Origin of the sequence: Bradyrhizobium nivariense (assembly GCF_029846695.2) — a bacterium.
Lineage (GTDB): Bacteria > Pseudomonadota > Alphaproteobacteria > Rhizobiales > Xanthobacteraceae > Bradyrhizobium.
This window is the reverse complement of record NZ_JARWCR020000094.1, coordinates 1-23,094: the sequence shown is the minus strand read 5'-3', so window position 1 is coordinate 23,094 and position 23,094 is coordinate 1. Positions and strand designations below refer to the sequence as shown.

At 64.5% G+C, this 23,094-nt stretch carries 21 protein-coding genes and 1 pseudogene; 5 read left to right on the top strand and 17 right to left on the bottom strand.

The window, feature by feature from the left end; genetic code table 11:
* Position 1: 1 nt before the first annotated feature.
* The 5 genes from QCM77_RS41445 to glpD are packed head-to-tail and all read right to left on the bottom strand — an operon-like array spanning position 2 to position 5,572.
* Positions 2-808, bottom strand: a complete 807-nt coding sequence (locus tag QCM77_RS41445; RefSeq protein ID WP_007606994.1) for a carbohydrate ABC transporter permease — start codon at positions 806-808, stop codon at positions 2-4.
* Entirely contained in the window at positions 808-1,782 is a 975-nt protein-coding gene (locus QCM77_RS41440; protein WP_279688630.1) for a carbohydrate ABC transporter permease, read from the bottom strand. Before QCM77_RS41440 ends, QCM77_RS41445 begins: the two co-directional genes overlap by 1 nt.
* Positions 1,782-2,867 carry an ABC transporter ATP-binding protein gene (locus QCM77_RS41435; RefSeq protein ID WP_279688628.1) on the bottom strand — a complete coding sequence of 362 codons (1,086 nt, stop codon included), beginning with the start codon at positions 2,865-2,867 and terminating at the stop codon, positions 1,782-1,784. Before QCM77_RS41435 ends, QCM77_RS41440 begins: the two co-directional genes overlap by 1 nt.
* A gap of 12 nt (positions 2,868-2,879) precedes the next feature.
* A complete protein-coding gene (locus QCM77_RS41430; RefSeq protein WP_279666486.1) occupies positions 2,880-4,019 on the bottom strand; it encodes an ABC transporter ATP-binding protein in 1,140 nt (379 codons plus the stop codon).
* Positions 4,016-5,572, bottom strand: a complete 1,557-nt coding sequence (gene glpD, locus QCM77_RS41425) for a glycerol-3-phosphate dehydrogenase (RefSeq protein WP_279666487.1) — start codon at positions 5,570-5,572, stop codon at positions 4,016-4,018. The genes QCM77_RS41430 and glpD overlap by 4 nt, the downstream gene beginning before the upstream one ends.
* A gap of 233 nt (positions 5,573-5,805) precedes the next feature.
* Between glpD and QCM77_RS41420 the strand changes: the two genes are divergently transcribed.
* A complete protein-coding gene (locus tag QCM77_RS41420) occupies positions 5,806-6,090 on the top strand; it encodes a type II toxin-antitoxin system Phd/YefM family antitoxin (protein WP_279666489.1) in 285 nt (94 codons plus the stop codon).
* Positions 6,087-6,512 carry a type II toxin-antitoxin system VapC family toxin gene (locus QCM77_RS41415; protein WP_279666491.1) on the top strand — a complete coding sequence of 142 codons (426 nt, stop codon included), beginning with the start codon at positions 6,087-6,089 and terminating at the stop codon, positions 6,510-6,512. The genes QCM77_RS41420 and QCM77_RS41415 overlap by 4 nt, the downstream gene beginning before the upstream one ends.
* 4 nt (positions 6,513-6,516) lie before the next feature.
* Here QCM77_RS41415 and QCM77_RS41410 read toward each other — a convergent pair whose 3' ends face one another.
* A complete protein-coding gene (locus QCM77_RS41410) occupies positions 6,517-7,359 on the bottom strand; it encodes a DeoR/GlpR family DNA-binding transcription regulator (protein WP_279666492.1) in 843 nt (280 codons plus the stop codon).
* A 91-nt stretch (positions 7,360-7,450) separates the two neighbouring features.
* On the bottom strand, positions 7,451-8,137 hold the full coding sequence (locus QCM77_RS41405; protein WP_280096637.1) for an HAD family hydrolase: 687 nt from the start codon (positions 8,135-8,137) through the stop codon (positions 7,451-7,453).
* Positions 8,138-8,290: 153 nt separating this feature from the next.
* On the opposite strand from QCM77_RS41405, the gene QCM77_RS41400 reads away from it, so the two are divergent.
* The gene (locus tag QCM77_RS41400; protein ID WP_279666494.1) at positions 8,291-8,755 is read left to right on the top strand and encodes a nuclear transport factor 2 family protein; all 465 of its coding nucleotides are present in this window, start codon (positions 8,291-8,293) and stop codon (positions 8,753-8,755) included.
* Between the two features lie 47 nt (positions 8,756-8,802).
* Here QCM77_RS41400 and QCM77_RS41395 read toward each other — a convergent pair whose 3' ends face one another.
* The 9 genes from QCM77_RS41395 to QCM77_RS41355 all read right to left on the bottom strand — a co-directional run bounded on the left by QCM77_RS41395 (position 8,803) and on the right by QCM77_RS41355 (position 21,317).
* Positions 8,803-8,994, bottom strand: coding sequence for a hypothetical protein (locus QCM77_RS41395; protein ID WP_279666495.1), 192 nt, complete (start codon positions 8,992-8,994; stop codon positions 8,803-8,805).
* Between the two features lie 221 nt (positions 8,995-9,215).
* Positions 9,216-9,626, bottom strand: a complete 411-nt coding sequence (locus QCM77_RS41390) for an acyl-CoA thioesterase (protein WP_279666496.1) — start codon at positions 9,624-9,626, stop codon at positions 9,216-9,218.
* Positions 9,627-9,648: 22 nt separating this feature from the next.
* Positions 9,649-11,745, bottom strand: coding sequence for a 3-hydroxyacyl-CoA dehydrogenase NAD-binding domain-containing protein (locus QCM77_RS41385; RefSeq protein WP_280096636.1), 2,097 nt, complete (start codon positions 11,743-11,745; stop codon positions 9,649-9,651).
* A gap of 2 nt (positions 11,746-11,747) precedes the next feature.
* Positions 11,748-13,031 (bottom strand): acetyl-CoA C-acetyltransferase, encoded by a 1,284-nt coding sequence (locus tag QCM77_RS41380; protein ID WP_280096635.1) that lies wholly within the window; start codon positions 13,029-13,031, stop codon positions 11,748-11,750.
* Positions 13,031-15,301, bottom strand: coding sequence for an acyl-CoA dehydrogenase (locus QCM77_RS41375; RefSeq protein WP_280096634.1), 2,271 nt, complete (start codon positions 15,299-15,301; stop codon positions 13,031-13,033). The genes QCM77_RS41380 and QCM77_RS41375 overlap by 1 nt, the downstream gene beginning before the upstream one ends.
* Positions 15,302-15,477: 176 nt before the next feature.
* Positions 15,478-16,116 (bottom strand): flavin reductase family protein, encoded by a 639-nt coding sequence (locus tag QCM77_RS41370; RefSeq protein ID WP_462676000.1) that lies wholly within the window; start codon positions 16,114-16,116, stop codon positions 15,478-15,480.
* Between the two features lie 139 nt (positions 16,117-16,255).
* Positions 16,256-16,855, bottom strand: coding sequence for a TetR/AcrR family transcriptional regulator (locus tag QCM77_RS41365; protein WP_279666500.1), 600 nt, complete (start codon positions 16,853-16,855; stop codon positions 16,256-16,258).
* A gap of 35 nt (positions 16,856-16,890) precedes the next feature.
* A complete protein-coding gene (locus tag QCM77_RS41360) occupies positions 16,891-20,028 on the bottom strand; it encodes an efflux RND transporter permease subunit (RefSeq protein WP_280096633.1) in 3,138 nt (1,045 codons plus the stop codon).
* A 182-nt stretch (positions 20,029-20,210) separates the two neighbouring features.
* Entirely contained in the window at positions 20,211-21,317 is a 1,107-nt protein-coding gene (locus QCM77_RS41355; protein WP_280096632.1) for an efflux RND transporter periplasmic adaptor subunit, read from the bottom strand.
* 140 nt (positions 21,318-21,457) lie between these two features.
* On the opposite strand from QCM77_RS41355, the gene QCM77_RS41350 reads away from it, so the two are divergent.
* Together QCM77_RS41350 and QCM77_RS41345 are read left to right on the top strand one after the other, a co-directional pair.
* Positions 21,458-21,715, top strand: a complete 258-nt coding sequence (locus QCM77_RS41350; protein ID WP_347882436.1) for an antitoxin MazE family protein — start codon at positions 21,458-21,460, stop codon at positions 21,713-21,715.
* A complete protein-coding gene (locus QCM77_RS41345; protein ID WP_279666504.1) occupies positions 21,712-22,065 on the top strand; it encodes a type II toxin-antitoxin system PemK/MazF family toxin in 354 nt (117 codons plus the stop codon). Before QCM77_RS41350 ends, QCM77_RS41345 begins: the two co-directional genes overlap by 4 nt.
* Positions 22,066-22,134: 69 nt before the next feature.
* Here the strand turns inward: QCM77_RS41345 and QCM77_RS41340 are convergent.
* Positions 22,135-22,974, bottom strand: a pseudogene (locus tag QCM77_RS41340) (MFS transporter); the annotation flags it as partial.
* Positions 22,975-23,094 lie beyond the last annotated feature (120 nt).

The following is a 23,094-nucleotide window of genomic DNA, read 5'->3' as shown; positions in this document are numbered from 1 at the left end:
CCTAGACCCGACCGAGCGCGAAACCGCTCGCGATATAATTGCGGACGAACCAGATCACGAGCGCGCCCGGGATGATCGTAAGCACGCCGGCTGCGGCAAGCAGGCCCCAGTCCATGCCGGCGGCCGACACCGTGCGCGTCATGATCGCGGCGATCGGCTTGGCCTGCACCGAGGTCAGCGTGCGCGCGAGCAGCAGCTCGACCCAGGAGAACATGAAGCAGAAGAAGGCGGCGACGCCGATGCCGCTCGCGATCAACGGCACCAGGATCTTGATGAAGAAGCGCGGGAAGGAATAGCCGTCGAGGAAGGCGGTCTCGTCGATCTCGCGCGGCACGCCGGAGACGAAGCCTTCCAGGATCCACACCGCCAACGGAACGTTGAAGATGCAGTGCGCGAGCGCGACCGCCCAGGGCGTATCGAACAGCCCGATCGCCGAATAGAGGTTGAAGAACGGCAGTGCATAGACCGCGGCCGGCGCCATGCGGTTCGACAGCAGCCAAAAGAACAGATGCTTGTCGCCGAGAAAACGGTAGCGCGAGAACGCATATGCCGCCGGCAGCGCCACCGAGATCGAGATGATGGTGTTGAGGACGACGTATTCCAGCGAGTTGATATAGCCGGAATACCAACTCTCGTCGGTGAAGATGCGCTTGTAGTGCTGGAGCGTCGGGGCGTGCGGCCACAGCGTCATCGTCGAGACGATCTCTGCGTTGGTCTTGAAGCTCATGTTGACGAGCCAGTAGATCGGCAACAGCAGGAAGATCAAGAACAACGCCATGATGAGGCGACGGCCGGGGATCGAATGCATCAGGCCACTCCTTCCTTTGGCTTGAGCGCAGTCACGGGCTTGAGCCCGGCCGAAAGCTTGGGCTCCGCCGCCGGCTCGCTCTCCGCCTGCACTTTGCGTTCGGCGCCGGCATTGGTCATGACGGTGTAGAAGATCCAGCAGACGATCAGTATGATCAAATTGTAGACCAGCGACAGCGCGGCGGCCTTGCCGAGGTCGAACTGGCCGAGCGCGATCTTGACGAGCTCGATCGACACGAACGTCGTCGAGTTGCCCGGTCCGCCACCGGTCACCACGAACGGCTCGGTGTAGATCATGAACGAGTCCATGAAGCGCAGCAGCACCGCGATCAGGAGCACGCGGTTCATCTTCGGCAGCTGGATCGCCTTGAACACAGCCCAGCGCGAGGCGCCGTCGATTTGAGCTGCCTGGTAATAGGCTTCGGGAATCGACTTCAGGCCGGCGTAGCACAGCAGTGCGACCAGGCTGGTCCAGTGCCAGACGTCCATAACGATGACGGTGACCCAGGCATCGATGTCGTTGGAGACGTAATTGTAGTCGATGCCGATGGCATTGAGGACATAGCCGAGCAGGCCGATGTCGGGCCGGCCAAAGATCTGCCAGATCGTGCCGACCACGTTCCACGGAATCAGCAGCGGCAGCGCGAGGATGACGAGGCAGGCCGCGACCGTCCAGCCCTGGCGCGGCATCGACAGCGCGACGACGATGCCGAGCGGCACCTCGATCGCTAGGATCACCATCGAGAAGAACAGATTGCGGCCGAGCGAGGCCAGGAAGCGACCGCCGAGGTCGGTCGAAGGATCGAGCAATTCCTTGAACCAGCCGACACCGTTCCAGAAGAACTGGTTGTTGCCGAAGGTGTCCTGCATCGAATAGTTGACCACCGTCATCAGCGGCAGCACTGCCGAGAAGGCGACGACCAGGAACACCGGCAGCACCAGGAACCAGGCTTTTTGGTTGACGGTCTTGTCCATCAGGCGACTCCCTCCACCAGAAGGCTGTCGGCATAAACGTGGACGTGCGACGGATCGAATTTCAGCCCCGCTGTGCCGTCCGGGCTGGTGAAGCCGGCCGGCGCGCGCGCCGCGAGTTTTGCATCACCGAGGCGCGCACGCGCAAAGCGGATGCGGCCGAGATCGTCGATGCGTTCGATGTTTGCGCTGAGCAGACCGGGGGCCGGCGCAACGGTTTCGACGAATTCGGGACGGACGCCGATCTCGATCTTGGCGCCATCAGGCAGATTGTCGTAGCTGCGGTTCAGCGCGATGACGTGACCCTCGATCCGCGCCTCACGTCCGCTCACCTCGGCCGGAATGATGTTCATGCCGGGCGAGCCGATGAAATAGCCCACAAAAGTGTGCGCCGGCTTGTCGAACAGCTCGGCCGGCGTGCCGCTCTGCACGACGCGGCCGTCATGCATGACCACGACGGTGTCTGCAAAGGTCAGCGCCTCGGTCTGGTCGTGGGTGACGTAGATCATCGTCAGGTCGAGCTCGCGATGCAGCGCCTTCAGCTTGGAGCGGAGCTGCCATTTCAGCTCGGGGTCGATCACGGTCAGCGGCTCGTCGAACAGCACGGCGGCGACGTCGGCGCGCACCAGGCCGCGGCCGAGCGAGATTTTCTGCTTGGCATCGGCCGTGAGCCGCGTCGCCTTGCGGTTCAAATAGGGTTCGAGGTCGAGCAGGCGGCCGATCTCGGCGACGCGCTTGTCGATCTCGGCCTTCGGCACGCCGCGGTTCTTCAGAGGAAACGCCAGATTCTGCCCCACCGTCATGGTGTCGTAGATCACCGGAAACTGGAACACCTGGGCGATATTGCGCTTCTGGGTTGACAGCGGTGTGATGTCCTGGCCGTCGAACAGGATTCTCCCCCGCGACGGCGTGATGATGCCGGAGATAACGTTGAGCAGCGTGGTCTTGCCGCAGCCGGACGGCCCGAGCAGGGCATAGGCGCCGCCCTGTCGCCAGGTCATGGTGACAGGTTTCAGTGCAAAGCTGTCCTGCGGCGCATCATTGCCGCCGTAGGAGTGCGCGAGATCGACGAGGTCAATGCGGGCCATGTCGCATCTCCCTCAAGAGCTTTTATTTTTTGACGCGTTTTCTTCACGCGAACCGCTAGGCACTTCGCTTGAAAACGCTGTGGCAGGTGCGGCGACCAGACGGTCGGCCGCATCGAAGACAAAAACGTCGGTGGGATCGAGCACGGCGTCGATGGTCTGGCCGGGCTCGAACTCGTGCACGCCGTGCAGCACCGCAACCCAGTTCGATCCGTCGCGGGTCAGATGCACGAAACTCTCCGAACCGGTGATCTCGGTCACCGTCACCGTGGCGTGGAAGGCATGGCGATCGGCCTGGCCGTTGGCGAGAGCGAGCTGGTGCGCGCGAAAGCCGACCCGGTAGGCGCCGTCGGGCAGCGACGAATACAGACCGGAGGCTGGCGACGCCGCGCCGCCGGCATATTGCACAGAGCCGTTCTTCTTCTCGATGCCGACGAGATTGAGCGGCGGATCGGAAAACACCTGAGCGACCCGCAAGGTCTGCGGATGACGGTAGACGTTGGGCGTCTCGCCGATCTGAAGCGCCTTCCCCTGCCACATGCACACCGTGTTGCCGCCGAGCAGCAGCGCCTCGGTCGGCTCGGTGGTGGCATAAACAAAGATCGCGCCGGACGCCTCGAAGATACGCGGCAGCTCGGTGCGCAGCTCCTCGCGCAGCTTGTAGTCGAGATTGGCGAGCGGCTCGTCGAGCAGCACGAGATCGGCGCCCTTCACCAATGCGCGCGCCATCGCAGTTCGCTGCTGCTGGCCGCCGGAGAGCTGGAGCGGTGTGCGCTTCAGGAACGGCTCGAGCCTGAGCAGCCGGGCGGCTTCCGCGACGCGCGCCTCGATCTCGGCGCGCGGCTTGCCCTGCACGCGCAATGGCGAAGCGATGTTCTCGTAGACCGACAGCGAAGGGTAATTGATGAACTGCTGGTAGACCATGGCGACCGAGCGCTGGCGCACGTCGACACCAGTGACGTCCTTGCCATTGACCAGCAGCTTGCCCGATGTCGGCTTGTCCAAGCCCGCGAGCAGTCGCATGATCGAGGTCTTGCCCGACAGCGTCGGCCCGAGCAGCACGTTGAGCGTGCCGCTCTCGAGCGTCAGGGAGACGTCGCGGATGTGCGGAATCCCGTCGACAGTCCGGGTCACGTGATCGAGTGTCACCGTCATGAGCGTCCTCCCGCTTCCAGCAGGGGACTTTGCTGCACGGCGTGGGTCCTGATCCAGTCGTCAAGCGCTGCGATCTCGTCGGCACTTAGTCGCAGGCCGAGCTTGGAACGGCGCCAGACGATGTCCTCGGCAGTGACGGCCCATTCGTTCGCAATGAGATAGCGGACCTCGCGCTCGCTCAGCGTCGCACCGAAGGCCTGGCCGAGATCGGTGGCCGATTTCGCATCCCCGAGCAGCTTGATCGCCTTCGTGCCATAGGCGCGCGCGAGGCGCCGCGCATGCTCGTGGCTGAGGAAGGGATAGCCGCGCTGAAGCTCGGCGATCAGGCCGTCGACATCGGACACGCCCATGTCGCCGCCGGGCAGCGGCCATTTGCCGGTCCAGCCCTCGCGCGCTTTCGCACTGCGAAGATAGGGTGCGAGCCGCTCCAGCGCCTCCTCGGCGAGACGGCGGTAGGTCGTGATCTTGCCGCCATAGATCGACAGCAGCGGCACGCCGCCGGGCATGTCGAGCTCGAACACATAGTCGCGCGTTGCGGCCTTGGCTTCGCTGGCGCCGTCGTCATAGAGCGGGCGCACGCCGGAATAGGTCCAGACCACGTTCTCCGGCGTCACCGGCTTCGCCAGATATTCGCTTGCCGCCGTGCAGAGATACTGGATCTCCTCGGCCGTCGCCTTCACCTTGGCGGGATCGCCGTCATAGTCGCGGTCGGTGGTGCCGATCAGCGTGAAATCGTCCTGGTAGGGAATGACGAAGATGATGCGGCCGTCGGCGTTCTGGAACATGTAGGCGCGGTCGTGGTCGTAGAGTTTCTTGACCACGATGTGCGAACCTTGCACCAGCCGCACCTTGGCTTTGGCCTTGGCATTGATGCCGGCGCCGCGGCCGAGCACGTCCTCGACCCAGGGACCGCCGGCATTGACGAGCGCGCGAGCCTGGATCGACGAGCGCGCGCCGGTCAGCGTGTCGATCATGCTGACGGTCCAGATGCCGTCGGACTGCCGGATCTCGGTGGCGCGGGTGCGGGTCCGGATCTCGGCGCCCTTGTCGGCGGCGTCGCGCGCGTTGAGCACGACGAGACGGGCGTCATCGACGAAGCAGTCGGAATATTCGAACGCACGGGTATAGCGGTTCGGGATCAGCGGACGACCGACCTCGTCGCGCCTGAGATCGACCGAACGGGTCGCCGGCAGCAGATGACGACCGCCGATGTGGTCATAGAGGAAGAGGCCGAGGCGCAGCAGCCAGGCTGGCCGCAGGCCCGCATGGTGCGGCAAAACGAAACGCAGGGGGCGAATGATGTGGGGCGCAATGCCCCAGAGGATCTCGCGCTCGATCAGCGCCTCGCGGACCAGCCGAAACTCGTAATATTCGAGATAGCGCAGGCCGCCATGCACCAGCTTGGTCGACCAAGACGACGTCCCGCTCGCCAGATCGTTCATTTCGCACAGGAAAACCGTGTTGCCCCGGCCCACCGCGTCGCGCGCGATGCCGCAGCCGTTAACACCGCCTCCAATGATGGCGAGGTCGAAAATACGCTCCAACAGACGCATCCCCCGGCGACCGCCCGTTCAATCGAGCGGTTACTTTCGTTTTTGATTAGATCACACCGAAAAACGAAAGCAAGATGAAAGAGAGGCGATCACAAGCGAAACCGGAACTTTTTTCTTGGGCAATACGAGGCGGAAGTAGGCCGGCTTGGACGGCAATTCGAGGGCACATCGCTCTTGAACAGTCATGGGGCCGCCATTTATAGTCATAATAGTCAATATGGTTCTTGATGGATATGACCGAACGCAGCACTGCTCCCGATACCTCTCGAGCTGACGACACATGGACGCTTGCCAATGCAAAGGCACGGCTGTCCGAGGTCGTCGACCGCGCCCAAACCGGGCCTCAGATCATCACCCGTCACGGCAAGCCCAATGCCGTGATCGTCTCCGCCGACGAATGGGCGCGAAAGACCGCGCGCAAAGGCACGCTCGCCGAATTCTTGCTGGCTTCGCCGCTGCGCGGCGCCGGCCTCCAGCTTGAACGCGTGCAGGATGAACCACGCGACGAGATGCCGTGAATTTGCTCCTCGACACCAACGTGCTGTCGGAGGTTCAGCGGCCGGCGCCCTCCCCGAAGGTTTTGGCGTGGCTTGATACGATCGACGAGGATCGTGCGTTCATCAGCGTTGCCTCGATCGCCGAGCTTCGCCGCGGCATCGCGTTGCTGGATGACGGCCGTCGGCGCGCAGCACTGACCGCCTGGCTCGCCCATGATCTGCCATCGCGGTTCGCCGACCGCGTCCTTCCGATCGACCACGCGGTGGCCGAGCGCTGGGGCGACCTGATGGAACAGCGCCGCCGCAGGGGCGTCGCACTGTCCGTGATGGCTGGTTTCTTCGCTGCGACCGCGCTCACCAACAACCTCACGCTCGTCACGCGCAATGTGAAGGATTTCGCGGCATTCGACGTCCCCACACTTGATCCGTGGGACGAAGCATAAAATTCTATCTCAGCCGCACCACCGGCGCGGCCTCGGGCGCTTCTTGTGCCTCGGCTTGAGCATCATCAACGTCCGCCCCCTTCGGCATCGCCGCCATCACCTCGATGCCCTTGCTGTGGCAGATCGTGGCGAGGCGCTCGGGCAGTTCCTGGTCGGTCACGAAGGTCTGGATCTGGCTGATATGGGCGATGCGCACCGGGGCGCTGCGCCGAAGCTTGGTGGAATCGGCGACCAGCATGACGCTGCGGGCGTTGGCAATGATGGCCTGCGCCACCTGCACCTCGCGATAGTCGAAATCGAGCAGCGCGCCCTCCTCGTCGATCGCGGACGCCCCGATGATGGCGTAGTCGACCTTGAACTGGCCGATCAGCTGCGTCGCGGTCGAGCCAACCACCGCACCATCGGCGCGCCGTACCGTGCCGCCGGCGACCACCACCTCGATCCGGGGGTGGCGGTAGAGCAGCATGGCGACGTTGAGATTGTTGGTGATGACGAGCAGGTCCTCGTGCGAGGTCAGCGCACTCGCCACCTCCTCGGTCGTGGTGCCGATGTTGATGAAGAGCGAACAACCGTTCGGGATCAGCGATGCGGCCGCAGCTCCAATCGCCTTCTTCTCGTCGGCGGCGACGAAGCGCCGCGCCTCATAAGCAAGGTTTTCGACGCCGGAGGCGATGATAGCGCCGCCATGGATGCGGGTCAGTGAGCGGCGCTCGCAGAGATCGTTGAGATCCTTGCGGATGGTCTGCGCCGAGACCTCGAACCGGCGCGCCAGCTCCTCGACCATGACGCGGCCCGAGGCCCGCGCGATGTTGAGGATTTCGGCTTGGCGATGGGTCAGTCCGGTCACGGCGATGGCCTCAAATCTGGAAGACGCATGGTGCGGCGGTTCGCGCGCCCGGTCAATGCGCGCGCCGATCACGGTTAACGGATGAAGGTCCTCACCACGCCATCGCGACGGCAAGGCGCGCCAGCAGCGTCGGATCATCGTAAGCGCTGGCAGAAGCAACCGCGCCGGCGGCAACAAGGTCGGCGTGGGCGAGCGTGGTGCGCATCCCGATGGTCGGAATGCCGGCGGCCGCGGCCGATTGCACGCCGGAGCGGGAATCCTCGAACGCGATCGAGGCGGCCGCGCTGGCGCCGGCGAAGCGCAGCCCTTCCTGATAGGGCAGCGGATGCGGCTTGCCGTGCGGCAGCTCGTCGCCGATCACGATCGCCTTGAACCGCTCGGTGATGCCGAGGCCGGACAGCAGCAGCTCGGCGTTGAGACGCGGCGCGTTGGTCACGGCCACCATGGGAATGCCGGCGCTATCTGCACGGTCGAGCAGCGCCATCAGGCCCGGCAGCGGCACGATCTGTCCGGCCACCAGGTCACGAAAAATCGCCTCCTTCTCGCCGAGGATCGCGATGCGCCGTTCCGGCGACTCGTCCGGCAGAAACCGTTCCCCGATCGACACATTGGAGAAGCCCTGGAGCTCGCGCTTGAAGCGCTCGTCGTCCACGACATGGCCGCGCGGGCCGAACACGCGATGGAACGCCTCGCGATGAAGAAAATCCGTGTCGGCCAACGTGCCGTCGATGTCGAACAGCAGCGCCCGGCGCATCGCTCCTCCATTGGCTTCGATCATTTCCGTACTTTCCAGAGTGCGCGGCACATCGATGCGAAACACGTATCAATACCGCACCAATCACGCAATGCGCATGCACATGACGGCAACGCGACACTCGACAAAGTCGCGGGCGGCTGCAACACTCCATGCAAGATCAAAAAGGAGGAAACGATGACGATCAACCGACGCGATCTGGCTCTCTCGACTCTTGCTGTCTCAGCTCTTGCCGTCTCCGCGCTCGCTCTCACACCGGCGCTGGCGGCCTCGGCGGACGAGGAAGCCGTGGCGAAGAAGGTCGAGGCCTTCCGCCTCGCCCAGATCGCGGCCGATCCCAAGGCGCTCGGCGCGCTCTGCGCCGACGAGGTGAGTTACAGCCATTCCAACGGCAAGGTCGAGGACAAGGCGACCTTCGTCACCAACGCCACCGACGGCAAGTCAAAATTCCTGTCGGTCGAATACAAGGACCCGACCATCAAGGTCGTCGGCCCCGCCGCGATCGTGCGCTTCCACTGGGTGGCGGAACAGGAGATGGCGGCCGATGGGAAGAAAGTGCCGACCAACCTTCACATCCTGATGAACTGGCAGAAGCAGGGTGACGACTGGAAGCTGTTGTCGCGGGCAGCGACGAAGTTGTGAACAACGACGTCATTCCGGGACGCGCCGAAAGGCGCGGACCCGGACTACTACGCCGCCTCCTCCACATCACCGTTAACCAGCTTGCGCGCGGCGCGCTCGGCTTCGCGTGCGTTGCGGAAGATCTGGCCCTCGAGACGGTTGAAGCGGTCGGACGAGGCGAAGAAGCAGTAGCCTCCTTGAGAACGAACGACGATACCTGCGGTCTGCGAATTGACTTCGATGATGTAGCTGTCCGGCATGGTCCGTGGATTCCTCAGTGCGGGCAAATAACGGCATCCGTGCCCAAAGGTTCCTTGAGCAAATCAGCCGGTTTCCACCCGAATCGACGGGCAATTGAGTACGCCGGGACCTCATCCGTTTTATGACTGGTTCTTGGCGAAGCCGCGACGCGCTGACCTGGAAGCGCCGCGTTTGGCCAATGCTGCACGTCCTCGCGAGATGGAGAGAGCGTCGCGCGCGATTACGTCGCGATCGCAGTGCCGGTCGGCCGAACCGCCTGCGGGCGGCCGTGCTCGTCGATCGAGACGTAGGTGAAGTTGCCGTCGGTGACGAGGAACGGAAGCTGCTCCCCGCGACGCAGCGCCCATGCTTCCAGATGCACGGTGATGGACGTGCGCCCGACGCGGACGAGGTGGGCGTGAACCGAAACGAGATCGCCGACATAGACGGCTTTGCGAAAATTCATCGCCTCGATCGCGACGGTCACCGTGCGCGACTTCGCGACTTTGGACGCAAACACGCCGCCGCCGACATCCATCTGGCTGAGCAGCCAGCCGCCGAAGATGTCGCCGTTCGCATTGGTGTCGGCGGGCATCGCCAGCGTCCGGATGCATAGATCGCCGCCCGGCCCGGTATTGGCTTGTTCGTTCATGCCTCTCTCATTCGATATCTGCTCACTTGAAATTATCCCAGCCCGGATCCGGCGCAAAGCGCTCGCCGAATCTCCCGGCCAGCGCGCGCAAGGTGGATACGACATTATCCACGCCGCGCGCGCGCGCATAGTTCAACGGACCACCACGGAACGGTGCATAACCGGTGCCGAAGATCATTGCGCCGTCGACCGCCTCGGGGTCGTCGACGATACCCTCGCGCAGAGCGGCGACGCAGACGTTGGACATCGGCAGCACCAGGCGGTCGATCATCTGCTCGGTGACGCGCGGGCCGGTCTCGGGCAACGGCGCCTTCTCCGCCTTGCCGTCCTTCCAGGTGTAGAAGCCCTTGCCGGTCTTGCGGCCGAGTTCGCCCTTGGCGACCTTCTCGCGCAGCCAGGCCGGCGTTGGCGGCAGGAGATCGCCGAACTTGGTACGCAGCATGTCGCCGACATCAAGACAAATGTCGAGCCCGACCTGGTCGGCCAGCTCGATCGGTCCCATCGGCATGCCGAACTGCTCGGCTGCGGCATCGATCAGGCGCTGGTCGGTCTTTTCGTCCAGCATCACCATCGCTTCCAGCATGTAGGGCGTCAACGCGCGGTTGACGAGGAAACCCGGCGAGCTCTTCACCGACAGCGGCAGACGGTCGATCGCGCCGACGAAGGCGAGCGCTTGCCTCAGCACCTCAAGGTCGTTGCCGTCGTGGCTGACGATTTCGACCAGCTGCAGCCGCGACACCGGATTGAAGAAATGCAGGCCGACGAGGCGTTCCGGCCGCGCCAGCGTCGTGCGCAGATCCTGGAGCGGAATGCTCGAGGTGTTGGTCGCGAGGATCGCGCCTGGTTTCATCCGCGGCTCGAGCCCGGCATAGACCTTCTGCTTGAGCTCGAGCTTCTCCGGCACCGCCTCGATGATGAGATCAGCGTTTCGGACGCCCTCCCCGTCCAGGTCGGGGATGAGGCGATCGAGCGCGTCGCGGACATCGGTGGGTTTCCGGATGATCTTGCCATAGAGCTCGGCGGCGCGCTTGACCGCGCCCGCGATCGGCTCCGCCTTCATGTCGGCGAGCGAGACGCGCAGCCCCTGCCCGGCACACCAGGCCGCGATGTCCCCGCCCATGGCGCCGGCGCCGATGACATGGACGTGCCTGACCGTGTTGCCGGGGCCTGCCGCCTTCTTCATCTGCTCGCGCAGGAAGAACACGCGGATCAAATTCTGTGCGGTCGGCGTCACCATCAGCTTGGCGAACGAGGCCTGCTCTGCCCTGAGCATCGCGGCCTTGCTGCCGCCATGGCTCTCCCAGAGATCGATCAGCGCGTAAGGTGCCGGATAAAGCTCGCGGGGCGCGGCCTTCGCGGCTTCCGAGCGCATGCGCCGGGCAAGCAGCCCGCGTACCGGTCCGAGATTGGCCGCGCGCGTGAGCAGGCCAGGTTTAACCCGCTTCAAGCGACCGAATAGCACGTCCTTCACCGCGTTGCGGACGTGGCGCTCCTGCGTCACGGTGTCGACGAGGCCGAGCGATTTGGCGCGGCGGGCATCGATGGTGCGGCCGGTCAGCATCAAGGCCATCGACTGGGTCGGATTGACCAGCGCGGTGAAACGCGCGGTGCCGCCGAGACCGGGATGCAGGCCCAGCATCACCTCCGGGAAGCCAAAGCGCGCGCCGTCGATGGCGATGCGCGATTGGCAGGCGAGCGCGACCTCGAGCCCGCCACCGAGGCAGAAGCCGTGGATGACCGCAACGGTCGGCAATCTCAAGGCTTCCAGATGGTCGACCACCGCATGCGCGGCGCCGATGCGAGTCTCCACCATCTCGGCATCACTGGCGCCACGGAATTCGTTGACGTCGGCGCCGGCAATGAAGCCGGACGGTTTTGCGGAGCGGATCACGAGGCCGGCAGGACGCTCGGTCTCGATCGCCGCGAGCACGGCGTCGAACTCCTCCATTACGTCCGAGGTCAGCGTGTTGGCGCTGGCATCGGCGCGATCGAACAGCAGCCAGGCAACGCCGTCGGCGTCGCGCGTCAGCTTGAAGTGCTTGTAGGAACCGTCTGCCGCCGGCTGCGGCCCGAGCGTGAGGACGCGATCGCCGAGCGTGGTCATGATCCTGGAATCCATGGTCACACCGCCTCGATCAGCATGGCGCCGCCGAGCCCGCCGCCGATGCATTCGGTGGCAACGCCACGCCGCGTGCCGAGCCGCTTCATCGTGTTGACGAGATGCAGCACGATGCGGTTGCCGGAGGTGCCGACGGGATGGCCGAGCGAGATGGCGCCGCCATCGACATTGAGTTGTTCACGATCGATCTCGCCGGCCGCGCCGTCGAGACCAAGTATCTCGCGGCAGAATTTGTCGTCATTCCAGGCGGCGAGGCAGCCGAGCACTTGTGTGGCAAAGGCCTCGTTCAATTCCCAGGTCTCGACGTCCTTGATGGTGAGGTTGTTGCGCTTCAGTAGCGGCGTCGCCGACATCACGGGACCGAGCCCCATGATAGCAGGATCGAGCGCGGCCCAGTTGCTGTCGACGATGGCAGCCTTCGGCGTCAGCCTGTGCTTGGCGACCGCCTCGTCGGAAGCAAGGATCACCCAGGAGGCGCCGTCGGTGATCTGCGAGGAATTGCCGGCGGTGACCTGGCCCCAGGGACGCTCGAACACCGGTCTCAGTTTTGCGAGCGTCTCGGCCGTCGAGTCCGGACGCACGCCATCGTCCTGCTCGAAGAATTTTCCGTCACGGGAGAACGCGGTCTCGACTTCGCCCTTGAGAAAACCTTCCGCCTGCGCATGCGCGAGCCGTCGATGGCTCTCGGCGGCATAGGCATCGGACTGGGCACGGGTGATGCCGAAGAGATGGCCGACGACTTCGGCAGTCTGGCCCATGTTCAAGTCGGTGATGGGATCGGTCAACCCGCGCTCGAGGCCGATGATCGGCTTAAGATAGCGCGGCCGCAGCTTGAAGGCTGCGGCAAGCTTCGCGGCGACGCTCTTTGCGGTTGCAAGGCCGGCGAACCAGCGCACGCCGGAATTGGGCCAGACCAGCGGCGCGTGGCTCAAGGCCTCGGTGCCGCCGGCGAGGATCATGTTGGCATGACCTTCGCGGATGTAGCGGTAGGCGGTGTCGATCGACTGCATGCCCGAGCCGCAATTGATCTGCACAGTGAAGGCGACCATGTCCTCGCCCATGCCGAGCCGGAGCGCCGCGACGCGGGCCGGGTTCATTTCGTCCGCGATCACGTTGACGCAGCCGAGGATGAGCTGGTCGAAATCACCAGGCGCAAATGGCTGGCGCGCCAGCAGCGGCCGGCCGCATTGCACGGCGAGATCGACCGGCGTGAACGGCCCCGGCCCCGAGCGCGCCTTCAGAAACGGCGTCCGGCTGCCGTCGACGATGAAAACCGGTCGTGCCATCAGCTCGCCGCCCTCTGTTCACCGAGTTCCTGGAAGAACTGATGCACGCCGCCGGTTTTCTTGTAAATCGGCGACAGCGCCTCCGGCGCAAAATCGTCGACCTCGATCACTTCAGCGACAGCTTCGCGAGCCGCGGCGAGCTGCTCGCCCTCGGCCTGCGTGATCACGCCCTTGGCCACAGCATCCTTCCAGTCGCTCATATGCGCCGCGCGCATGCGCTTGGCGATTGCGTCCGTGCCTGCGACCAGCTTGAACGCGCGCTCCAGCCGGGCGAAGCCGCCATCATCATCGACATGGGCGAGATCCGGCGTGAGGCGATCGCGCGCGGCCGACGGCTCCAGCACGAGGCTTGCGCATTGGTGCACGACGCGGTCGCTTGGACCGAGCACGCGGGCGCCAAAGGGCTGGACCACGAGCTTCAGGATGCCGGCGACGAAACGGTTGGGCAGATTGGCGAGAATCTCCGCAAGCCGGTTCTCGATGGTCCGAAAGCCCGTCGCCATGCACCATTCGAGCGCGGCAAAATCCTCCTTCTGCCGGCCCTCGTCCTGCCAGCGTTTTAGCGCGGCCGAGAGCAGATACAGCTCGGACAGGATGTCGCCGAAGCGCGCCGACAACATCTCCTTGCGCTTCAGCGCGCCGCCGAGCGTGAGCAGCGCCATGTCGGCGCAGAGTGCAAACGCCGCGGAGTAACGCGAGAGCTGGCGATAGAATGGCGTGGCGTCGCCCGCATCGGGCGCAAGCGCGAAGGCACCAAAGGTCCAGCTCCGGCCGAACGCGCGCAATAGTGTCTCGAAGCTGTGGCCGACATGCTTCCAGAACGCTTTGTCGAAGGCGGCGAGCCCGCGTTCACGGTCGGTATCGGCAAGCGCATTCATCTCGTCGAGCAGATAGGGATGCGCGCGTCGGATGGCGCCCTGCCCGAACACGATGAGATTGCGGGTGAGGATGTTGGCGCCCTCGACTGTGATGCCGACCGGGACGGCGCGGTGGAGATTGCCGAGATAGTTTTGGGGACCGTCGATCACGGCCTTGCCGCCATGGATGTCCATGGCGTCGTCGACCGCGGTGCGCATCCGCTCGGTCGCGTGCAGCTTCATGATGCCGGAGATGACGGCGGGATGGACGCCGGCATTCAGCGCCGCGCAAGTGAGCCTGCGCGCCGCATCGAGCTGATAAGCGGTCGCGACAATGCGCGCAAGCGGCTCCTCGACGCCCTCGAATTTGGAGATGGAGATGCCGAACTGCTCGCGGATGCGGGCATAGGCGCCGGTGGTGCGGGCGGCATAGGCGGCGCCGGCCGCGGATAGCGACGGCAGCGAGATGCCGCGGCCGGCGGCGAGCGCCGTCATCAGCATCTTCCAGCCCTGCCCCAGCCGCTCTTGGCCGCCGATGACATAGTCGAGTGGAATGAAGACGTCGCGGCCCCGGTTCGGGCCGTTCTGGAAGACCTGCATCGACGGCAGATGGCGCTGGCCGATCTCGACTCCGGGCAGATTGGTCGGGATCAGCGCCACGCTGATGCCGAGTTCATCCTGTTGGCCTACGAGATGATCGGGATCATAGGCCTTGAAGGCAAGGCCAAGCAGCGTCGCGACCGGACCGAGCGTGATGTAGCGCTTGTGCCAGTTGAGCCTGAGGCCGACGACCTCGCGGCCCTCGAACATGCCCTTGCAGATGATACCGGTGTCGACCATGGAGGCGGCGTCAGAGCCGGCCTCGGGGCTGGTGAGACCGAAGCAGGGAATGTCGCGGCCGTCGGCGAGCCGCGGCAGCCAGCTTTCCCGCTGCTCCTTGGTGCCGAAGTGCATCAAGAGCTCTCCGGGGCCCAGCGAGTTCGGCACCATCACCGTCACCGCGGCGGCGATCGAGCGGGTCGAGATCTTGCGCACCACTTCAGAATGGGCATAGGGCGAGAAGCCGAGGCCGCCGAACTCCTTCGGAATGATCATGCCAAAGAATTTTTCGCGCCTGATGAAAGCCCACACGTCCTGCGGCAGGTCGCGCAATTCCCAAAAGATCTTCCACTCGTCGAGCATGGCGCAGAGCTCGTCGACGGGGCCGTTGAGGAAGGCCTGCTCCTCGTCGGTCAGCGTTGCCTGCGGGACCTTCAGCAGCTTCGACCAATCAGGGTTGCCGGTGAAGAGATCGGCATCCCACCAGACGTCGCCGGCCTCCAGCGCCTCGCGCTCGGTGTCCGACATCGCCGGCAGCACGCCGCGCGCCCAGGAGAAGATCGGTTTTGTGATGGTATCGCGGCGGAAGCTCATGGCGGACCTCATGCATCGGCGCGGTTATCGGGCATTTTAGCGGAAAGTGGCCGGCGGAGGTGAACACTTCGCCTGCGAAAAGACGCGAATTGACGCGGGCGGGCGGCCGCCCAGGGGCCATAACGGCCGGGGCGTGGTGGCAGTTCCGGGAGGGATGGGCTACGAGGTCGGCCGGCCTAATCCGGCCGCACCATCTCGAACATGTTTTCCGGCTTGATCTCGAAATAATCACCGCGGCGGCCGGCGCGGACGATCGGGCGGGCGGCGGCAGTCTGGTAGACGCCGTCCTTGATCATGGCCTTGTCGATGTGGACGGCGACGACTTCGCCCAGCGTCAGCCAGGCATCGGCTTCCTTGCCGTCGGCGCCCTTGAGGCGGACGGTATCCGACACCTTGCATTCGAAGGCGACGGGGCTCTCACCGACGCGCGGCACGTTGACGAGCTTGCCGGGCACGGCGGTCAGGCCCGCGACCTCGAACTCGTCGACCTCGGGCGCGACATGTGCCGCGGTCGCGTTCATGTGCCTGGCGAGATCCATCGTGGCGAGATTCCAGACGAACTCGCCGGTCTGTTGGATGTTCTCGACCGTGTCCTTCCAATTGGTGGAGGAGAAGCCGATGATCGGCGGCACGTAAGCGAACGCGTTGAAGAAACTGTAGGGGGCGAGGTTGACGTGGCCCTTGGTGTCGCGGGAGGAGATCCAGCCGATCGGCCGCGGCGCGATGATAGCGTTGAAGGGATCGTGCTTGAGGCCGTGGCCCTTGGCGGGCTCGTAGAAGTACAGGTCTTTGAAGTACAGGTCTTTGTCGGTCACCGCGCTTGCCTCTCCGCTTTCCGTCATTCCGGGGCGGTGCGAAGCATCGAACCCGGGAATCTCGAGATTCCGGGTTCGGTCCAGCGGACCGCCCCGGAATGACAGTGGAGCTGCTTATAGAGGGAAATACCCGGCCGCGTCAGTGCCGCGGCGACAAGCCCGCGATGACGAAATCGATCATCTGGTCGATGGTCGGGCCCGGCTTGGTGGCGCACTGGGCGATCATCTGGGGGTGGAAGAAGCGCATCATCGCGGTGCAGGCACAGAGGGCGGCCAGTTGCAGGTCCGGCGCCTCGAACTCGCCGGAGGCCGCGCCTTGCGCGATCATCTGGCCGATGACCCCGGCAATACACTCCATATGGGCGACGCAGACGTCCCAGTCCTCCTGCATCGCAATCTCGACCATCTCGTGCAGCTTGTTATCACCGACATAGCGCTCGGTATTCATGCGATGGATGGTGTTGAGCAGATCCCGGAAGCGCGGGAGCACCGGACCGGGCCTGGCCACGATCCGCTGCGCCTCCAGCTCGACCTCGCCCATCAGCGAACGGGCCACCGCCTGGTGGATCGCCTTCTTCGATTCGAAGAAGCGATAGACATTGGCGGGGCTCATCCTGAGCTCCTTGGCGATGTCGCCGACCGTGGTCTTCTGATAGCCGATCTGGCGGAACAGCCGCTCGGCCACCTCGAGAATACGATCCCGGGTGTCGCCTTCGATATGTTCAGCAACCAGTGTCATCTTGTCAGGACTCGTCAATCAGTACTTCATCTCACTTATTCAGCCGCCTCAGCAAGCGGAATTGCGGGACGGCCATCGCTGCCATGCTGCAGCGCGGCAGGCTGCTCGGCAGAACCAGCCTCATCCAGGCTCTTGCGGAACCACAGGGCGTAGAGGCCCGGCAGGTACAGCAGGGTCAGGAAGGTCGCAACGAACAGTCCGCCCATGATGGTGATCGCCATCGGACCCCAGAACGCCGAGCGCGACAACGGGATCATGGCGAGGATGGCGGCGAGCGCCGTCAGCACCACCGGTCGGGCGCGGCGCACGGTTGCCTCCACGATCGCCTCGCGCCGGGTCAAGCCATGAGAAACGTCGGTCTCGATCTGGTCGACCAGGATGACCGCGTTGCGCATGATCATGCCGGCGAGCGCGATCAGGCCGAGCAGCGCCACGAAGCCGAACGGAGCGCTGGCGATGTTGAGCCCGAGGGAGGCGCCGACGATACCGAGGGGTGCGGTCAAAAACACCAGAATCAGGCGGGAGAAGCTCTGAAGCTGGAACATCAGCAGCGTCAGCATCACCATGACCATCAGCGGGAAGAGAATGAAGATCGAGGCGTTGCCCTTGGCGGATTCCTCGAAAGCGCCGCCCGGCTCGATGCGGTAAGCCGGCTCGAGGTTGTCCTTGATGGCCTTCAGCTTCGGCGTGATCTGGCCGGTGACGTCGGGCGCCTGCACGCCGTCAACGACGTCGGAGCGCACGGTAATCGCCATGTCGCGGTTACGCCGCCACATGATCGGCTCCTCGTGGGCATACTCGATCTTGGCGATCTGTTGCAGCGGCACGGCCACGCCGTTGCGCGAGGTGATGGTGAGATCGCCGACGGCACCGAGGTCGAGCCGTTCGGACGAGACGGCGCGCGCGACCACGCCGACCTTCTCGATGCCGTCGCGCACGGTCGTGACCTGCGAGCCCGAGATCAGCATCGACAGCGCCTGCGACACGTCCTGCGGGGTCAGGCCCATGGCGCGGGCGCGGTCCTGGTCGACGACGAGCTTGAGGTAAGGCGACTGCTCGTTCCAGTCGAGCTGGACGTCCTTGACGCTCTTGTTCTGCCGCATGACGTCGCGGACCTGGTAGGCGATCTCGCGCACCTTGTTGGCGTCGGGGCCGATTACGCGGAACTGCACGGGAAAGCCGACCGGGGGACCGAAATTGAAGCGGTCGACGCGCACGCGGGCCTCGTTGAGCGCGCCGTCGGCAACGGCGTTCTCGAGCTTGGCCTTGATGCGCTCGCGCGCCTCGACGCCCTTGGCGACGATGACGACCTCGGCAAAAGCCTCGTTCGGAAGCTGCGGATTGAGGCCGAGCCAGAACCGCGGCGAGCCCTGCCCGACATAGGCCGTGTAGGTCTCGATGTCCTTGTCGTCCTTGAGCAGCGTCTCGGCCTTCTTCACCGCCTTCTCCGTGACGTTGAAGGCGGTGCCCTCGGGCAGGCGAAGCTGGAGGAACAACTCAGGGCGCTCGGACAGCGGGAAGAACTGCTGCTGGACGTGACCGAAGCCAACGATCGAGGCGATGAAGACACCGACGGTCGCAACCACCACGGTGATGCGGTGGTTGACGCACCATTGCACGATGGCGCGCAGGCCGCGGTACATGCGGGTCTCGTAGACCGCGTGCGGATCGTGATTGTGGTGCACCTTGATGTTGGGCAGCAGCATGACGCCGATATAGGGCGTGAAGATCACCGCCACGAACCAGGACGCGACCAGCGCGATCGCCACGATCCAGAAGATGCTGCCGGCATATTCGCCGACGGCGGAATTGGCAAAGCCGATGGGGAGGAAGCCAGCGGCCGTGACCAGCGTTCCCGTGAGCATCGGAAACGCAGTTGATTCCCAGGCAAAGGACGCCGCACGCATGCGGTCCCAGCCCTGCTCCATCTTCACGACCATCATCTCGACCGCGATGATGGCGTCGTCGACAAGCAGGCCGAGCGCAATGATCAGCGCTCCGAGCGTGATGCGGTGCAGGTCGAGCGACATCGTGTTCATGACGATGAAGACGATGCCGAGCACCAGCGGCACCGACAGCGCGACCACGATGCCGGTGCGCCAGCCGAGCGCGAGGAACGACACGAACAACACGATCACCAGCGCCTCCATGAAGGAGTGCACGAATTCGCTGACGGCGTGCTCGACCACCTTGGGCTGGTCGGCGATCAGCTTGACGTCGACGCCCTGCGGCACGGCCTTCATGAATTCGGCCGTCGCCTTCTCGACCTCCTTGCCGAGATCGAGGATGTTGGCGCCCTTGGCAGTGACGACGCCAATACCGATCGCGGCCTTGCCTTCCTGGCGCACGACGAAGCTCGGAGGGTCGACATAGCCATGGGCGACGGTGGCGATATCGCCGAGCCGGAACACGCGGCCATTGCTCTCGACCGGGGTCTCGGCCACGGCCTTGGCGCCGTCGAGCGCACCGGTGACGCGCAGCGGCACGCGCTGCGACGAGGTCTCGACCGTGCCGGCCGGCGTGACGTTGTTCTGCTTGGCCAGCGAATCGAACAGCGCCTGCGGCGTGATGCCGAGGGTGGCGAGCTTGGCGTGGGAGAATTCGACGAAGATGCGTTCATCCTGGTTGCCGTAGACGTCGACCTTGGTCACGCCGGGCACCTTCAACAGGCGCTGACGGAAGCCCTCCGACACTTTCTTGAGCTGGGCATAGTCGGCGCCGTCGCCGGTCATCATGTAGAGGATGGAATCGACGTCGGAGAACTCGTCGTTGACGACGGGTCCGAGAATCCCTGCGGGCAGCTGGCCCTGCGCGTCGGCCAGCTTCTTGCGCAGCAGATAAAAGAGATACGGCACGTCCTTCGGCGGCGTCGAGTCGCGGAAGGTCACCTGGAGCGCGGTGAAGCCGGGCTTGGAATAGGTCTGCACCTTCTCGAAGTAAGGCAGCTCCTGGATCTTCTTCTCGATGGGATCGGCGACCTGCGCCTGCATCTCCTGCGCGGTCGCGCCCGGCCAGAGCACGGAGACGTTGACCACCTTCACCGTGAAGAACGGATCCTCGGCGCGGCCGAGCTTCTGATAGGAGAAGAAGCCGGCGACGCCCAATATGACCATCAGAAACAGGACCAGCGTCGGATGGCTGACGGCCCAGGCCGAAAGGTTGAAGCGCTTCATCGCTCTCTCCGCAAGACGATCCAATTACAAAAAACGGCAGCCACTCTGTTCAATCCGTCGTCGCGAGGCAGCGAAGCAATCCAGGGGGCTGGGCAGGTTCTGGATCGCTTCGCCGCTTCAGCCCCAGCATTTGCGCTTGGGCCGAAACTCACCTCACACGACGTGACTCGTAAAAACGCGCCTCAAAAGGACAGTGACGACACGATCCGCACCCTCTGGCCCGGATCGAGCTTCTGCACACCGAGGGCGACGATCTTGGCGCCCTCTTCGACACCGCCGGTGATGACGACATCGTTGCTCTCGTAGGACTTCACCGCCACCGGCTTCAGCGTGACCGCGCCGTTGTCGTCGACGACATAGAAGGAGGCCTTGCCGCCTTCGTTGAACAGCGCCGACAGCGGCAACCGCGCGACGCGCTCGGTCGCGGCATCCGACAGCGTCAGCGTCGCGGTCATGCCGAGCGAGACCTTGTCGTCGGCCTCGGGCAGCGAGAACTTGGCGAGATAGGTGCGCGTGGCGGGATCCGCAGTGGGCGCGATCTCGCGGAGCTTGGCCGTATATTTCTTGCCCGGCTCCGACCAAAGAGTGACGCTGGCGGCGCCCGATTTGGCACGTCCGACCAGCGTCTCAGGGATCGCGACGACCGCTTCCTTCTCGGCAAAGCGGGCGACACGGATCGAGGTCTGGCCTGCGGCAACCACCTGGCCGGGCTCGATCAGCGTTGCGGTGACGACGCCACGGGCGTCGGCGTTGAGCGTCGCGTAGGAAAGGGAATTGTTGGTCAGCTCGACCGAGCGCTCGGCCCGGTTCAGGCGCGCACGCGCCTCGTCGGCGGAAGCGCGGCTCTGGTCGAGCTGGGCGTCGGTGGTCCAGCCCTTGGCCTTCAAGTCCTTGGCGCGCTGCTCGGCGGCGGCGGCCTGGGCCAGCACGCCGGTCGCAGCGGTCTGCTCGGCGACGGATTGCTCGGCCTGGAGCTTCAGATCGACCTCATCAAGGGTCGCGAGCGGCTGGCCGATTTCGACGGTCTGGCCGACCTCGACCAGACGCTTGGCGACCTTGCCGGCGACGCGAAAACCGAGATCGCTCTCGATCCGCGGCCTGACGGTGCCGACGAAGCTGCGCTCGGGCGTTTCGGCATCATAATGGGCGGTTGCGACCAGAACCGGCCGCGGCGGCTCGGCCTTTTCAGCAACGGTGTCATTGCACCCGGCCAGGGCGGCAGCCATCAGGGCCAGCGACACACCTGCCAGGAGCTTGGAATAGCTGGATAAAACTGACCGGACGAACATCGAAGGACACTCCGCGGCTGCAATGAGAGGAATGTCGACTAATCACTGATGAAAGTCAATAATCGTCAGTCATCAGAAAAGCGTGATCGTTAAGGGTAGTAAGAATCGCCGGCGGGTCCGCTGGCGAGGCGCAGTATTGCATGCTAAGGTTACATGTAACCGATGGAGTGCGAATGCCCGGCCCCTCAAAGCCCCGGTCGTCCCGTGTGAAGGTGCGAGCGCACCGAGATCGACTGCGCGCACAAGGGCTGCGGCCGATCCAGATTTGGGTGCCGGATGTTCGCTCGGCATCCTTCCGATCCGAAGCCCACCGCCAATCCCTTGCGGTCGCAACCAGCGCTCATGAATCCGAGGACCAAGCCTTCATCGATGCCATTTCGGATTGGGCCGACGAATGAAGCGAGGCGATATCTGGACGGTGGCAGGCGGCAAGGACTACGCAGGCAAGCCGCGCCCCGTCGTCATTGTGCAGGACGACAGCTTTGACGCCACGGACTCAATCACCATCTGCGCCTTCACGACCGACGGAACCGAAGCGCCTCTATTCCGGCTGCAAGTTGAGCCGAACGAAGGCAACGGCCTTCGAGCTCCTTCACGGCTCATGGTGGACAAGATCACGACGGTCCCGAAATCCAAGGTCGCGACGCGTGTTGGGCGCCTCGATGATGAGGACGTCGTACGCCTTAACCGCGCCATGCTCGTCTTTCTCGGGCTGGCCGGTTCGCAAAGAACGGCTGCCAACGCCTAAGCCGTCTCCCCGCGCGCCCCAAGAGGGCCCACGGGGTATGTGCCCTGGCTTTCGCCAGGGCGACGTAGGCTACCGCGCCTGTTCGGCGAACTCGTGCTTGCTGTCGTGGCCACCGATGAAGACCAGGATGCCGGCGAGCAGAGGCAGGACTGCCAGCACGAGCAGGCCGGTCGAGGTCTGGCCGGTGGCTTCCTTGACCCAGCCGATCAGGTAAGGACCGCCAAAGCCGGCGAGGTTGCCGATCGAGTTGATCAGGGCGATGCCGCCGGCCGCCGCCGTGCCGGAAAGCCAGGCGGTCGGCAGGGTCCAGAACACGCCGAAGCAGCAGAACACGCCGATCGCGGCGACAGTGAGCACCACCATCGTCATGGCGGGATCGGTGAGATAGGAGGAGACGGCAAGCGCAGCGGCGGTAAGCAGCAGCGGCGCGCCGACATGCATCACGCGCTCACGCGTGGCGTCCGAGTGCCTCGCCCACAGGATCATCGCGATGGTGCCGAACAGATACGGGATCGCGGTGACGAAGCCGGTCTGCGCGTTGGTGAGGCCGAACGCCTTGACGATCTGCGGCAGCCAGAACTGCATGCCGTAGAGCGCGCCGACGAAGCCGAAATAGACCAGGCTGAGTGCGATCACCTTCGGCGACGACAAGGCTGCGCCGAGCGACAGATGCTTCACCGCCTGCTTGGCCGCGACTTCCGAATCGAGCCTGGACTTGAGCCACGCCTTTTGCTCGGCCGAGAGCCAGTCCGCCTTCTCCGGCCTGTCGGTGAGGTAGAACCAGGTGACGATGCCGAGCAGCACCGAGGGGATGCCCTCGATGATGAACAGCCATTGCCAGCCCTTCAGGCCCATCGCACCGTCGAGCCCGAGCAGCAGGCCCGAAATCGGCGCGCCGATCAGGGTCCAGGCTGTGTAAAAACTCCGTCGATGCTATGATTCTCTTGCTGAATCGCGGGGGGAATTGATGCGGGGTTTCGTTCAAGGGGTGGATCGCCAGCAGACGACGTTGCTGCCGGAATGCCTTGA

What these genes read in the sequence shown, in the direction of transcription:
- QCM77_RS41360 (WP_280096633.1), bottom strand. Translation starts at nt 20,028, where the DNA reads ATGAAGCGCTTCAACCTTTCGGCCTGGGCCGTCAGCCATCCGACGCTG.
- glpD (WP_279666487.1), bottom strand. Translation starts at nt 5,572, where the DNA reads ATGCGTCTGTTGGAGCGTATTTTCGACCTCGCCATCATTGGAGGCGGT.
- QCM77_RS41400 (WP_279666494.1), top strand. Translation starts at nt 8,291, where the DNA reads ATGACGATCAACCGACGCGATCTGGCTCTCTCGACTCTTGCTGTCTCA.
- QCM77_RS41380 (WP_280096635.1), bottom strand. Translation starts at nt 13,031, where the DNA reads ATGGCACGACCGGTTTTCATCGTCGACGGCAGCCGGACGCCGTTTCTG.
- QCM77_RS41420 (WP_279666489.1), top strand. Translation starts at nt 5,806, where the DNA reads ATGACCGAACGCAGCACTGCTCCCGATACCTCTCGAGCTGACGACACA.
- QCM77_RS41350 (WP_347882436.1), top strand. Translation starts at nt 21,458, where the DNA reads ATGCTAAGGTTACATGTAACCGATGGAGTGCGAATGCCCGGCCCCTCA.
- QCM77_RS41345 (WP_279666504.1), top strand. Translation starts at nt 21,712, where the DNA reads ATGAAGCGAGGCGATATCTGGACGGTGGCAGGCGGCAAGGACTACGCA.
- QCM77_RS41390 (WP_279666496.1), bottom strand. Translation starts at nt 9,626, where the DNA reads ATGAACGAACAAGCCAATACCGGGCCGGGCGGCGATCTATGCATCCGG.
- QCM77_RS41445 (WP_007606994.1), bottom strand. Translation starts at nt 808, where the DNA reads ATGCATTCGATCCCCGGCCGTCGCCTCATCATGGCGTTGTTCTTGATC.
- QCM77_RS41430 (WP_279666486.1), bottom strand. Translation starts at nt 4,019, where the DNA reads ATGACGGTGACACTCGATCACGTGACCCGGACTGTCGACGGGATTCCG.
- QCM77_RS41385 (WP_280096636.1), bottom strand. Translation starts at nt 11,745, where the DNA reads ATGGATTCCAGGATCATGACCACGCTCGGCGATCGCGTCCTCACGCTC.
- QCM77_RS41395 (WP_279666495.1), bottom strand. Translation starts at nt 8,994, where the DNA reads ATGCCGGACAGCTACATCATCGAAGTCAATTCGCAGACCGCAGGTATC.
- QCM77_RS41365 (WP_279666500.1), bottom strand. Translation starts at nt 16,855, where the DNA reads ATGACACTGGTTGCTGAACATATCGAAGGCGACACCCGGGATCGTATT.
- QCM77_RS41405 (WP_280096637.1), bottom strand. Translation starts at nt 8,137, where the DNA reads ATGATCGAAGCCAATGGAGGAGCGATGCGCCGGGCGCTGCTGTTCGAC.
- QCM77_RS41355 (WP_280096632.1), bottom strand. Translation starts at nt 21,317, where the DNA reads ATGTTCGTCCGGTCAGTTTTATCCAGCTATTCCAAGCTCCTGGCAGGT.
- QCM77_RS41440 (WP_279688630.1), bottom strand. Translation starts at nt 1,782, where the DNA reads ATGGACAAGACCGTCAACCAAAAAGCCTGGTTCCTGGTGCTGCCGGTG.
- QCM77_RS41375 (WP_280096634.1), bottom strand. Translation starts at nt 15,301, where the DNA reads ATGAGCTTCCGCCGCGATACCATCACAAAACCGATCTTCTCCTGGGCG.
- QCM77_RS41435 (WP_279688628.1), bottom strand. Translation starts at nt 2,867, where the DNA reads ATGGCCCGCATTGACCTCGTCGATCTCGCGCACTCCTACGGCGGCAAT.